This is a genomic window from Legionella jamestowniensis (assembly GCF_001467745.1).
GTDB lineage: Bacteria > Pseudomonadota > Gammaproteobacteria > Legionellales > Legionellaceae > Tatlockia > Tatlockia jamestowniensis.
This window is the reverse complement of the sequence record NZ_LNYG01000013.1, coordinates 1,830,110-1,842,332: the sequence shown is the minus strand read 5'-3', so window position 1 is coordinate 1,842,332 and position 12,223 is coordinate 1,830,110. Positions and strand designations below refer to the sequence as shown.

Sequence of the window (12,223 nt, the reverse complement as noted above, 5' to 3'; positions counted from 1 at the left end):
AATGACTCAAAATAAACTGCATCAACTCGGCAACCTTCTTGGTTTAATACTCACCTGTATTGTGCTTTCGTTTGCCTTTTACCAACAACTCGTCGACCATTTTCTTCCTTGTCCGTTATGTCTTCTACAACGAATATGCTTTATTGGTGTCGGACTATGCCTTTGTATGAATTTGATGAACGGCATTCGTATCAGCTACTACGGCTTAATGTTTTTGTCGTCTTTACTGGGACTGGGTATTGCGTTAAGACAAATCTTTTTACACGTTTCACCTGGCGACTTAGGTTATGGGTCACCGTTGCTTGGATTATACCTTTATACCTGGTCTGCCATAGGTTTCTTGGTTATTATAGGTCTTTTGGCCATAGGCCTTCTTTTCGAGAGGGCATTTTATGAGCAAAATTCTCGACCAGGAAAATTCATTTTGTTTTTCGCCAGTTTATTTCTGCTCTTGATTCTTGCAAATGGAATCAGTACATTTCTCGAATGTGGTCCTTTTATATGCAAAGACAACCCTGTTCATTACTATTTTCTTGATAGCGTAGGCTAATCGATCGCCATCAGACCTATAACATAGAGGAATACTATGCGCGCCTTTATATTTTTATTGATTTTGCTGTCTGCGTTCGCTGTTCAGGCAGACACGATGGAACATTACATGAATATTTCTAACTCCATTCCACAAATGGAGATGAAGGCAGACCCCCAAGCACAAGCATGGGCAAGGTCTGCTCGTAATGTACTCATTATAACTGATGAAAGCATCGCAGAAACCCTATTGCAAGCCAATGAACTTGCTAAAGCACAAGGGAAACCCTTATTTTGTTTGCCACCAGGCACTGCGCTTAATGCAGTCACTTTAAATGGGATTATTCTGGAAACTTACCGTACCATTTCAAGCCAACAGAGTGACAAGGATAAAATGACCGTCTCTCAGGTAGCCTGGCTTGGTGTTACCAAGAAATACCCTTGTGAACCCGATGCCCATGGTAAACAAATGGAGCATATGGCAGCCTTATTAGCCCATTAAAGATATGATAAAAAAATTCAAAAATCTATATGCTGTTTCATAACTTGCCAGCACATAAAATTAATCTTATTAACGGCAGCGAAGCATCTCTACTTCGCTACAGTTTTACGCATTAAGCACTAAATTCTTCGAAGGCTTCTAAAGCTTCGGCCGCATACATCAGAGAAGGACCACCACCCATATACACAGCCATCCCTAACGTTTCCATCAGCTCTTCCCTGGTAGCCTGAAGTTTTACCAAAGCCTGGGAATGAAAACCAATACAACCAGGGCAATGATTCGCAACAGCAAGCGCCATGGCAATAAGTTCTTTAGTCTTTTTGTCCAGAACACCTTCTTTTGTTGCTGCTTGAGCTAGAGAAGAAAATCCGGACATGACTTCAGGCATTTCCTTACGCATTTTTGCCAATTGTTCACTGATACCCTTAGTCACTTCATTAAATTTGTGAGACATGAGAAGACTCCTTGTATTAAAATAGCAGGCATACTTTTATATCACGCCTGTAGCCTGTGAACAATCTGAAGCTTCTCTATTAAGCAGATTTTTTACTCTGCACAGGGCACAAATAGCAAATTTATTATTTTGCAAAAATCTCTGTCAAAAAGTTAGTCATCGCTAATAAAGCACGACGTTCAGCCTTGCTATTATATACCGTTCCCAATTGAGTATCATGCGCATGTGGGTTAGTAAAAGCATGCTGTGTATGCCCATACATATGAACTTGCCAATCAACATTTGCCTCAGTCATTTCACGACAAAACCCATCCACTTGTTCAGGTGGAGCCATAGGATCATCGTAACCGTGCAAGGCCAATACCTTAGCGCTAATGGGTTGATTGGGGATATCTTTTGGTTTGCCCAGTAATCCATGAAAACTGACGACCCCTTTAAGATCGGCACCACTTCGTGCTAAATCCAGGGCGCATAGGCCACCAAAACAAAATCCTATTACCGCAATACGGTTATTATCAACTTCCGACATCCCAACAAGAGCATCATAGGCTGCACGAATGCGAGCGCGAAGTAATAAACGATCATTGACAAGAGGCTCCATGAGCGCCTTTTTTTCATGAGTACTTTCCCCGAGACGTCCCTGCCCATACATATCCAGGGCAAAACCAACATAGCCCATTTCAGCCAGCGCCTTTGCTTTTTCACAAGCAAACTCATTACGTCCCGACCAATCATGAGCTACCAGCACAGCAGGTCGTGGCTGGTCACTTTGCTCATCGTAGGCTAAAAATCCATGTAACTCCTGTTCGCCATGATGGTATAAATAATTTGAGGTATCCATTAATAAATCCTTTTAACTAACATTGAATTCTAGTCTAAATTGATATTTATAAAAGTCCAGTGACAGTTTGAATTTAGTGATATAAAAGGAATTATGCAAATCAATTTTTCTCAATTATGCTAAATTTATATAAACTACGCTAAATCCATACTCAAACATCTTGGGTATATAACAATAAATAAGGGTGAAGCTATGCTTGCGAATAAGTTAACTGAGCTTAGAGACTTAATCCATGCACAATTATGTTATCAAGTATTTATTACGCCACTTCATCTTCCCATTGAAAAAGAATACCGGGATTTTGCGCGTAGAGCCTGTGAGTTTTTTTTAGAAAACCGAACGGACACAATTCATTGTGAAACGCCTAGGCATCATGTGATTCATCGCTTTCAGCCCGTAAAAAATAACCAGTCTAAAAAAGTTCTTATTACACATGGATGGATGTCACGTGCAGCCTACATGATACGCCTTATCCATAATTTACGGGAACAAGGGTATGATGTTTACGCATTAGATTTCCCCGCACATGGTGAAGCGAAAGGGGTGCAACTAACTTGGTCGGAAGCTGTCACTTTACTGCGGCAAATATTGAATAACCTCGGTCCCTTTTATGGGGTTATTGGCCATTCGTTTGGCGGATCCATGCTGTTAAATACACTTAATCTTGGTAGTCAATTCTCTGACTGGCAGCTTGATTTCCTCCCTGAGCGCGTTATATTAATCGCATCGCCAACTCGCATGCGTGTCCCTGTCAGCCGCTTAGCAAGACGCTTTAAACTTAGTCGTCGTGCTTTTTTATTTTTACGTGAAATGTTTCAACAAAATGCTGCCATTGATTTAAAAAACCTTGATTTTCACCATTTTGTTAATCGTACTAGCATTCCTGTGTTATGCATTCATGGGGAAAACGATATTTCAATAACCCCAACGGAGTCCATCGTCTTTTGTGAACAATATCCACACAGCCATTTAGCACTGTTGCCTGGGGCTGATCACGTTAGCGTCTTAATGGATGAACGTGTTGAAAAAACAGTATCCCAGTTTCTATTTTGATTAATCCAAGGTTTTACGATAGCGTGAAAATCCAACAATCATAACAACAAAAGTAAATGCCAAGATAGGAATTACTTCTCGCCAAACGTCAAGGAAACCATTTCCTTTTAATAAAATGCCACGAACGATGATTAAAAAATGGGTTAAGGGAAGGACATTTCCTACCAACTGTGCCCATTCAGGCATGCCTCTGAATGGAAACATAAATCCAGATAACAGAATAGAAGGTAAAAAGAAAAACATAGCCCCCTGTACAGCCTGCAATTGATTATAGGCTAATGTTGAGAACGTTAAACCTACTGAAAGATTAGCAGCAATAAATGGCAAGCAAAGTAAGAGTAGCAGAAAAATATTTCCTTCCATGGGAATGCCAAAAACAAATTTGGCCATTGCGAGGATCATAGCAACTTGAGCATACCCCACGATAATATAAGGAATAATTTTTCCTATCATAACCTCTAAGGGCTTCAATGGAGTTGCTAATAAATTTTCCATAGTTCCCCGCTCAAATTCACGAGTAAGAACAAGCGCTGTAATAATAACCATCGTCATTGTTAACACAACTCCCAACAGGCCTGGAACAATATTATAAGAAGTGATTGCCAATGGGTTATAAATTGCATGAACAACAGGTTGGTAAGGAGGCGACCCTGGTGATAATTTTTCTAATGGCCCCACCAACTCTTCATTTAAAACGGTTGAGGCCAACTCAGCAAATACATTGAGAGCACGACTTGTAGCAGCAGGATCGGTAGCATCTGCTTCTAATAATAAAGATGGCTTTAATCCTTTGATTACATCATGAGAAAAATTAATGGGGAAATTAACGACAAATTGCACCTCGCCACGCTTTAATAAATCTCTTGCTTCAGCTTCCGTGGAAGCAGATGTTACAAAACGAAAATAGGTTGAATTTTCCATACCCACCAAGATACGACGTCCTAAGTCACTGTAATCGGGATTAACAATTGCCGTGGGTAAATTACGTGGATTGGTATTAATCGCAAACCCAAATAAGAATAATTGAAGCAATGGGATACCAATAATCATGGCAAAAGTGACCTTATCGCGGCGCATTTGAATAAATTCTTTAACCATAACTGCATTTAAGCGTCCAAATGAAAAGATTTTCAATCCATTGCTCCATGCGTTTTTTTAACAAGACTAATAAAAGCATCCTCTAGCGTTGACTCAATCGATTTCCAGTGAATAGGATACTCTTTTGCCAAACGGTTTAACTCAGATTCTATTTTTTCAGGTTCAAAGCCGCAAATGTGAATTTTGTTACCAAATAAAGCAGCTTGCGTAACCCCTTCCAGTATTTTCGTCTTTTGTAATAAAAAGGTCGTAACTTCTCCTACTACTTCCCAGGTATATAAACCAGTTTTTTCAATGACGTCTTTCACGGTACCTGTAACCAACAAATCCCCATAAGCAAGATAAGCGAGGCAAGTACAACGCTCAGCTTCGTCCATATAATGGGTTGACACCAAGGTAGTAATACCCTGCTCACTGAGAGCATGGATGTGGTCCCAGAACTCACGACGGGCGATAGGGTCGACACCTGCTGTGGGTTCATCCAAAAGCAACAACTGAGGTTCATGCAACAAACTGGCTGCCAAAGCCATTCTTTGTTTCCAGCCACCTGACAGGGCTCCTGTTAATTGCCGTCGCCTATCTACCAAACCTAAATCTTCCAGTGCTTTTTCGACACGCTCCTTTCTATTGTCCAGTTTATAGACACGGGCAATGAAACTTAAGTTTTCTTCAACACTCAAATCAAAATAAAAACTAAACCTTTGCGTCATATATCCGACATGTTGTTTAATTTTTTCCGATTCAGTTAGAATATTGTAACCTAAGCATGTCCCGTGCCCCGCATCAGGCGTTAAGAGGCCACATAGCATACGAATGGTGGTTGTTTTGCCACTTCCATTAGGACCTAGGAAACCAAAAACATCCCCTTTTTTAACACATAAATTTATGCCATTAACCGCGACGCGGTTATTGAAAGATTTCCGTAAATCCTGCACATCAATTACAGCTTGATTCATGGCAAAATGACCGTTACTGGTTCTCCTGGTTTAAACTTATCAGGCTGTACAATACGCGCTTTAATTCTAAAAACCAGCTTATCTTCATTCTCACGGCTAAATACAAGGGGCGGAATAAACTCTGCTTCAGGTGAAATATAGTCAACAATAGCTGTACTGGATTGAGAACAACCAAAACAAATAAATTCAATTTTTTGGCCGCGCTTTAACTGGGGTAATACCTCAACGGGCGCAAAAAATTGAATTCTTACATTTTCTGGTGGCAATAACGATAAAACAGCTTGTTGACTGCCAACAAATTCGCCCACCCGATAATACGTATCAAAGATATAACCCTCAGCAGGTGCATACATTCTTTTCTGGGCCAATTGCCATTGAGCCTCTTTTAATTTTGCCTCTAATGAAATCACTTGCGCTTGTTGCGCTTTAATTTGCTCATTTCGACTTCCAAGCCTTGCCAGTTGTAAATTTGATTCATATTGTGCTTTAAGTTGCTGCTGCTCTTTATAGTGGGCAATGGCAGCATCGACTGAATCTTTATCAACCGCCTGCTTGGCATATAACATCTCCATACGACGTACCCTAATTTCAGCAAGTTTAAGTCTTGCATCCGTTTGCTCTATTTGTGCTTTAATGGCTTCAATTTCAGGAATTCGGCGAGGTTGCTCCAGATCGTTTAATGTTTTTTGTGCTTGTATTAAATCAGCTTCGCTTTGCTTGACTACCAAGGCTTGTGGATCTTCATCAAGTTGAAATAGAAGTTGTCCTTTTGTAACGTGATCACCTCGATGAGCAAATAATTGCTTTAGAATACCTGAGTTAGGCGATGCCAAGTATATATTTTCCCCTTCCACATAACCTTGAAAGCGCCGCTGTGATGAGTCTCCGCACCCCACCAATAACGTTAATATCCAAAGGAAAAAAAATATAAATCCCTGTTTCATACCCAGCTACTATTTTCAATTTATAACTCAGTATAATAAAAGCGCTTGAGTATTGCAGCTAATCTTTCCCGTTAACTAAATAGTGTTTTTGACTTTGCAAAAATACCGAGTACAGATAGAGTAGTGCATAGGAGCCTTATAATTTTAAAATGGGGAAAGGTGCATGAAATTTGATTTGCTCGTTTTAGGTGGCGGCAGTGGCGGTATTGCAAGCGCAGTACGTGCGGCCCGCCATGGTGCGAACGTCGCCGTGGTTGAGGAGAAGCATTTAGGTGGAACCTGCGTTAATCTGGGTTGCGTGCCCAAAAAGATAATGTTTAACGCCTCCATGGTTGCTGAAATATTACGAAAATCCCCCGATTATGGTTTTCATCCATCCGAAGTGAAACTGGATTGGCAAATATTAGTCAGCAAACGTAATGCCTATATTGAAAAATTACGGGAAATTTACGCCAAACGTTTTACAGACTATAAAATGACCTATTTACATGGTAAAGGGATCTTTGTTGACAACAAGACCATTGATGTCAATGGGACGCAATTTTCAGCCGATCATATTATCATTGCTACGGGAGGGGAGCCCATTTTACCTAATGATCTATTAGGTGTTGAATATGCCATCGATTCAGATGGCTTTTTCTCACTTGCTGAAAGACCTGATAAAGTTGCTATTATCGGTAGTGGTTACATTGGGGTGGAGTTGGCAGGATTATTACATGGGTTAGGAGCGGAAACGCATTTGCTTATTCGAGGTGACCGCCCATTGAGTCGTTTTGACGCCATGCTTGGGGAAACACTTTTGGAAATTATGCGTGAGCAGGGTGTGATTGTGCACCCAAATCATTGCGCACATAGTATAACTTTACAAGACAATCGCCGTAAAACCGTAAAATGCCAGAGTGGAGCATTTATAGCAGATTTAGATACCGTTATTGCAGCCGTAGGGAGAGCACCGCGTACTTTTGACCTAAACCTTGATGCTGTAGGTATAGCTAAAGATAATCGTGGCTTAATTACAGTGGATCGTTATCAAAATACTTCTATTGAGGGCGTCTATGCCATTGGCGATGTCACTGGAGCCCCGGCACTAACGCCTGTCGCCATTGCTGCAGGCCGCAAACTTTCTGATCGTCTTTTTGGTGGCCAAAAAGATGCGCATCTAGATTATGGAAACATTTGTTCGGTAATTTTTAGTCATCCTCCTATTGGTACCGTAGGGTTAAGTGAAGAAGAAGCCTTCAGTAAGTATGGGAAAGACGGCGTGAAGATTTACAAGACCCGATTTAATCCAATGTTTGATGCGCTCAGTGAAGAAAAAACCCCTACGGCCATGAAGTTGGTCACAGTCGGTAACGATGAAAAAATTGTTGGTCTTCATGTTATTGGTTATGGTACCGATGAGATGCTGCAAGGCTTTGGCGTAGCTGTTAAAATGGGCGCTTTAAAACGAGATTTTGACAATACAGTCGCTATTCACCCAACGAGTGCGGAAGAATTTGTCACGATGGTGTAAACAATGGATAACATTCGAACTTTTGAAAACAAACACCCTCAAATAGGGCAACGCGTTTATATTGATCCTCAAGCAACAGTCATCGGCGATGTCCAGTTGGGTAATGACGTATCCATTTGGCCAATGGCTGTCGTTCGCGGCGATGTAAATTATATAAAAATTGATGATGCTTGCAATATTCAGGACGGAGCCATCTTACACGTTACCCATGATGGCCCGTATACTCCAGGTGGGAAGCCTCTTATCCTTGGGAAAGGCATTACCATCGGCCACAAAGCTGTTCTCCATGCTTGCAACATCGAAGATTACTGCTTAGTGGGCATGGCTGCACTTATTTTAGATAATGTGTACATTGAGCATCATGTCATGATTGCTGCAGGAAGCTTAGTTCCTCCAGGGAAACGTCTACAAAGTGGCTATTTATACTTGGGTAACCCAGCTAAAGCAGTACGATTATTAACGAATGATGAATTGGCCAATCTTGAATATTCAGCTAATCATTATAAGCGATTAAAAGATAACTATTTAAATCATCAATTAACCATAAAATAACCCATGTCCTTAGTCTAAATTTTTTAAGTCAATTTGATTAAGCACTAATATAGATCATGAAGCCCTCAATTTCTTTTTTATCTAGTTACAGATAGCAAATTAAACAAATAATGTTCATTTAATATTATTTTAATTTTCATTGATTAAAATAAACTCACTTATGTTTATAAATGCAATTAATTATGTTTAAAGCTATCCCTTTCTTCACTGCCGTAAATTCTAATAACAGCGAAACGATGCCAAACTCAGCCTCGGTTTCAAAGACTCCTGTAGAGATAGTCAAAAAATACGTTGATGCTCAAATAGAGTACAATAATTTTTTAAAAGAAAGACTGACCCATGGTAAACAAGAAGAGATTTTTGAAATTTTTCTTTCTCTTTTCCTGGATTTATCTGAAGTACCAAGGTTAGTTAAAATCCCTCCTAAAACGATACTGCAGAAAAATGTAGGCGAGTTTATAGGTCATATAGAAGCTGATCTGGAAGAATACGAACGTATTAAAACTTGTCTCGATACCCATACTACAGTCGATCAGCTGTATTTGACGATTTATTTTACCTACAAACAATGGCTTTTTGGAATCGACGACATAACGTCCAAAAAAATTAAAAACATATTATCCTATGTATATGACGGGAATGAGCTAAAGAAAAAAGTTAAGGAAGTTATCAAAAGAGTTAACATGAAAAGCTCTAAATCACCTTTATTATGCGAAATCAACAGTCTTTTTGAAATATGCACGATGCTTCAATCTGAAGTGAGTGATGATTGCTTAAGATTTAAGGACGATATTTCAATTAAAAGCAAAAATGGCTACATATTTCTTTCGTTACCAGAAGAATCAAATAGAAAAGAACGTCAATTTTTAGATAAAAATCCAGATGATCAAGCATTTCTTTCCCTACTAAAAAGAAGTACTGAGGCTTATGACGCGCTTGAGAGTAAAAATATCAGTACAGATCTTCATACGAGTTATCTCAATTTGTTTGCCAAAATGAAAGTCAAATATCGAATAGATGAAGAAATCAAAACGTTCATGCAACGAGCAGCAGAGAAAAAACAAGCGTCTTTACTAGAGTCCACTGTAATGCAGACTGAGGGTACAGAAAATTTCTCTGAAAGGGTAGCAATACAGCCAGCTCAACTATCATTAAATTCAAATGAAAATTCTGTGTTAACTACCGCTGTACAATGCGAACAAACCTCTCAAGAAGAAAAACATTCATCTAATGCAGAATTTTCCGCTAAAAAAATTACACACCAATTAGCATACGTAGAGCCACATGAGCAGGCCTCAACACTACATTGTTCTTCATCACCAATGACTGAAGAAGTTGATATCCCTACCGTCAGTTTTAAAGATGAAGAAGAGATAGAACAAGACCTTAACAAAGAAAATAACGCGGAGTGCTCCTATAGTCCTGACTATTCCTTGTTTCCTCCTAAAATTAAAGAGCAACCCAAGAAAGAAACTAGACGTAACATTTTAAACCTAAATAAAGAACAACAAGAAACTTTTTTAAAAGTATTTGGTTTAATATCCTATGACTCAATTAATTTAAGGGCTTTAGTTAATCTTACGCAAGCACTGGGTGGAACCATTAAAACTACTGGTGCAAATCGATGTCGCATTGAAATAAAAAATATTTATGCGCATTTATTGGTTCCTGAAGAAGCACTCAACAAAGCTTGTAAAAAAGCAACAGTAACTATGCATGGTGGCGGACATCGTAACAAAGCTAGCCAAAATAATGATAGAGAAAAAGCACCAGATTATTTAATAAGTCAATTCCGAGCAGCTTTTGTTCGAGCAGGCTACACCCCCATCAATTTAGGTCTGGGCGTAGAAAACGCTTCGCCCCTGTCTGGTGCTCATGTTCTTTGATTTTAAAGAGGCACATGGATGCAAAAGGTGAAATTTTATCGTTTCTTCTAAGTAATCTACGTCTACACTTCAAACACTAGGAATTACTCCTTATTCTAAATGCAGAAGCAGCAGAAACAAGGCCAGAAGCACCCAGCCCCTATAATGGCTATTTTAGGTATAATTAACATCTCTCTTACTATTATATGAATCATCTCGTATCAAAATAACAATATGAAGTAAAATCAAAATTTGTTAAGCTAGAAAAAATAGCTATTAGTTTGAATATCTTTTGTTATTTAAAATGGAGATTTAATTGAAACAAGGAACTATTCCCTACTCTAGCATTGCCCCTTGTTTATTAGCTATTATTGTGGATGCCTTGGGCTTTGGCCTGGTTTATCCTGTCATGACTGCCCTGTTAACTGCCAGTCCAAGTCCTGTTTTGCCTGTAGAGGCTTCTACAACCTTACGCCATTTTTATTTGGGTTTAAGCTTTATGCTCTACCCTTTCTGCATGTTCTTTGGTACATCCTTCATGGGGGATTTATCCGATAAATACGGGCGGAAAACGATTCTTATGCTTTGTATGACTGGTATAGCTATAAGTTTTTATTTAATGGCCATTGCTATTGAGTCTTCTAGCATATTGTTTTTATTGATTGGCCGAAGTTTATCGGGACTAATGGCCGGGAGTCAACCCATTGCCCAAGCGGCTATTGCCGATTTAAGTACTGCCGAAAGCAAAGCAAAAAATATGAGCATTATTGCTCTGTCTTACTGTATCGGTAGCATTTTAGGCCCACTGCTGGGCGGAGTAACTTCCGACTCCTCACTCATAAGCTGGTTTGATTTTTCAACTCCTTTTTTTATCGCAGGAACCCTTGCTGTTATAGCACTTGTTTGGTTGATGTTAGCATTTAAAGAAACTCACCTGCCCAGCGGTAAAAAAACAATTGATTTTACTCGTCCTATTAAAATTTTTGTTGAGGCTTTCGAACATAGGAATATTCGTGTCCTGGCAATTATTTTTCTTTTCATGCAAATTGGTTTTAGCTTGTACTTTCAGTTTATCGTGGTTCATATGAAGTATGTTTATCAATACGATAATTGGCAATTAGGAGCCATACAGGGCATGCTTGGATTGGGTTTTGCGGTGGGATTGTTAATTGGCATGCCATTTAGTGTAAAACATTTCAAGACGATTAACATTGGATTTGTGTCTTTATTTATTACAGCTATTGGCCAACTCCTAGCGGCTGTTTTACCTATTGAAAGTTTACAATGGGTTTTGGCAATTATTATTGCTGGCGCCGATATTATGGCCTTCACTGCTTTATTGACTCTATTTTCCGATTCAGTAAGTGAAAAAGCACAAGGATGGGCAATGGGTATTGCCAATGCCGTCATGGCATTATCCTGGGCTATAACTGGCTTAGGTTCTAATTTTTTAAATACATTAGGAACACAAGGCTTAATTTTTATTGGTGGAATCTGCTTAATTTTGAGCGGTTTTATATTATTGAGTCAGAATAAAAACTCTTATCCTTAATCAACAAAAATGCAGTGAATATTATCGGAGTGACGAAGCTTACTCTATAACTAAAGACCTTAAGAAGGAGCTAAGAATTCTTATTGAATCGTACTTTGCTCAAAAACAGACTGAACAACAACTTATACCCATGTAATATAAATTTGAACCTTTTCGCGTCCAAAAGTCAGTGAGAAGGTACAGGAGATTCTTCACTGCGTTCAGAATGACGTTTTATATCAACTGAGATAAGTACTCCAATCACGTCATCCTGAAAAGCAGTGTAGCTGCTCGAAGGATCTCTTTAAGGCGAAGTATGATACAAAAGCGGAGGGATTCTTCACATCATTTTGTAGATAACGGTTCTTCAGAATGGGGTTAAACGC

Annotated in this window: 12 protein-coding genes; 7 read left to right on the top strand and 5 right to left on the bottom strand. The window is 39.2% G+C overall.

Going from position 1 to position 12,223, the window contains the following annotated elements; all coding sequences use genetic code 11:
• Position 1 precedes the first annotated feature (1 nt).
• Positions 2–550 carry a disulfide bond formation protein B gene (locus tag Ljam_RS12495; RefSeq protein ID WP_058450338.1) on the top strand — a complete coding sequence of 183 codons (549 nt, stop codon included), beginning with the start codon at positions 2–4 and terminating at the stop codon, positions 548–550.
• 36 nt (positions 551–586) lie between these two features.
• Positions 587–1,030, top strand: coding sequence for a hypothetical protein (locus Ljam_RS12490; protein WP_058450337.1), 444 nt, complete (start codon positions 587–589; stop codon positions 1,028–1,030).
• Positions 1,031–1,142: 112 nt separating this feature from the next.
• On the opposite strand, the gene Ljam_RS12485 is transcribed toward Ljam_RS12490, so the two are convergent.
• Together Ljam_RS12485 and Ljam_RS12480 are read right to left on the bottom strand one after the other, a co-directional pair.
• Entirely contained in the window at positions 1,143–1,484 is a 342-nt protein-coding gene (locus Ljam_RS12485) for a carboxymuconolactone decarboxylase family protein (RefSeq protein ID WP_058450336.1), read from the bottom strand.
• A 124-nt stretch (positions 1,485–1,608) separates the two neighbouring features.
• Complete coding sequence (locus tag Ljam_RS12480; RefSeq protein WP_058450335.1) at positions 1,609–2,325, bottom strand: dienelactone hydrolase family protein; 717 nt, start codon at positions 2,323–2,325, stop codon at positions 1,609–1,611.
• Between the two features lie 192 nt (positions 2,326–2,517).
• Between Ljam_RS12480 and Ljam_RS12475 the strand changes: the two genes are divergently transcribed.
• Positions 2,518–3,378 carry an alpha/beta hydrolase gene (locus tag Ljam_RS12475; protein WP_058450334.1) on the top strand — a complete coding sequence of 287 codons (861 nt, stop codon included), beginning with the start codon at positions 2,518–2,520 and terminating at the stop codon, positions 3,376–3,378.
• Here Ljam_RS12475 and Ljam_RS12470 read toward each other — a convergent pair whose 3' ends face one another.
• From Ljam_RS12470 to Ljam_RS12460, 3 genes are read right to left on the bottom strand one after another with little or no spacing between them, the layout of a single operon-like run.
• Positions 3,379–4,512: an ABC transporter permease gene (locus tag Ljam_RS12470; RefSeq protein ID WP_058450333.1), complete on the bottom strand. Its 1,134-nt coding sequence runs from the start codon at positions 4,510–4,512 to the stop codon at positions 3,379–3,381.
• On the bottom strand, positions 4,509–5,432 hold the full coding sequence (locus Ljam_RS12465; protein ID WP_058450332.1) for an ABC transporter ATP-binding protein: 924 nt from the start codon (positions 5,430–5,432) through the stop codon (positions 4,509–4,511). The genes Ljam_RS12470 and Ljam_RS12465 overlap by 4 nt, the downstream gene beginning before the upstream one ends.
• A complete protein-coding gene (locus Ljam_RS12460; protein ID WP_058450331.1) occupies positions 5,429–6,376 on the bottom strand; it encodes an HlyD family secretion protein in 948 nt (315 codons plus the stop codon). Before Ljam_RS12460 ends, Ljam_RS12465 begins: the two co-directional genes overlap by 4 nt.
• A gap of 163 nt (positions 6,377–6,539) precedes the next feature.
• Here Ljam_RS12460 and gorA point away from each other — a divergent pair, with 163 nt between their 5' ends.
• The 4 genes from gorA (at position 6,540) to Ljam_RS12440 (ending at position 11,858) form a co-directional block, all read left to right on the top strand.
• Positions 6,540–7,889: a glutathione-disulfide reductase gene (gene gorA / locus Ljam_RS12455; protein WP_058450330.1), complete on the top strand. Its 1,350-nt coding sequence runs from the start codon at positions 6,540–6,542 to the stop codon at positions 7,887–7,889.
• 3 nt (positions 7,890–7,892) lie between these two features.
• Positions 7,893–8,441, top strand: a complete 549-nt coding sequence (locus tag Ljam_RS12450; RefSeq protein ID WP_058450329.1) for a gamma carbonic anhydrase family protein — start codon at positions 7,893–7,895, stop codon at positions 8,439–8,441.
• Positions 8,442–8,623: 182 nt separating this feature from the next.
• The gene (locus Ljam_RS12445) at positions 8,624–10,327 is read left to right on the top strand and encodes a hypothetical protein (protein WP_131762210.1); all 1,704 of its coding nucleotides are present in this window, start codon (positions 8,624–8,626) and stop codon (positions 10,325–10,327) included.
• Positions 10,328–10,622: 295 nt separating this feature from the next.
• On the top strand, positions 10,623–11,858 hold the full coding sequence (locus tag Ljam_RS12440) for an MFS transporter (RefSeq protein WP_238583728.1): 1,236 nt from the start codon (positions 10,623–10,625) through the stop codon (positions 11,856–11,858).
• Positions 11,859–12,223 lie beyond the last annotated feature (365 nt).

Bases quoted from the DNA above. Each gene is read 5' to 3' on its own strand.
- Ljam_RS12495 (WP_058450338.1), top strand. From the start codon at position 2: ATGACTCAAAATAAACTGCATCAACTCGGCAACCTTCTTGGTTTAATA.
- Ljam_RS12445 (WP_131762210.1), top strand. From the start codon at position 8,624: ATGTTTAAAGCTATCCCTTTCTTCACTGCCGTAAATTCTAATAACAGC.
- Ljam_RS12480 (WP_058450335.1), bottom strand. From the start codon at position 2,325: ATGGATACCTCAAATTATTTATACCATCATGGCGAACAGGAGTTACAT.
- Ljam_RS12485 (WP_058450336.1), bottom strand. From the start codon at position 1,484: ATGTCTCACAAATTTAATGAAGTGACTAAGGGTATCAGTGAACAATTG.
- Ljam_RS12450 (WP_058450329.1), top strand. From the start codon at position 7,893: ATGGATAACATTCGAACTTTTGAAAACAAACACCCTCAAATAGGGCAA.
- Ljam_RS12465 (WP_058450332.1), bottom strand. From the start codon at position 5,432: ATGAATCAAGCTGTAATTGATGTGCAGGATTTACGGAAATCTTTCAAT.
- Ljam_RS12460 (WP_058450331.1), bottom strand. From the start codon at position 6,376: ATGAAACAGGGATTTATATTTTTTTTCCTTTGGATATTAACGTTATTG.
- Ljam_RS12475 (WP_058450334.1), top strand. From the start codon at position 2,518: ATGCTTGCGAATAAGTTAACTGAGCTTAGAGACTTAATCCATGCACAA.
- gorA (WP_058450330.1), top strand. From the start codon at position 6,540: ATGAAATTTGATTTGCTCGTTTTAGGTGGCGGCAGTGGCGGTATTGCA.
- Ljam_RS12490 (WP_058450337.1), top strand. From the start codon at position 587: ATGCGCGCCTTTATATTTTTATTGATTTTGCTGTCTGCGTTCGCTGTT.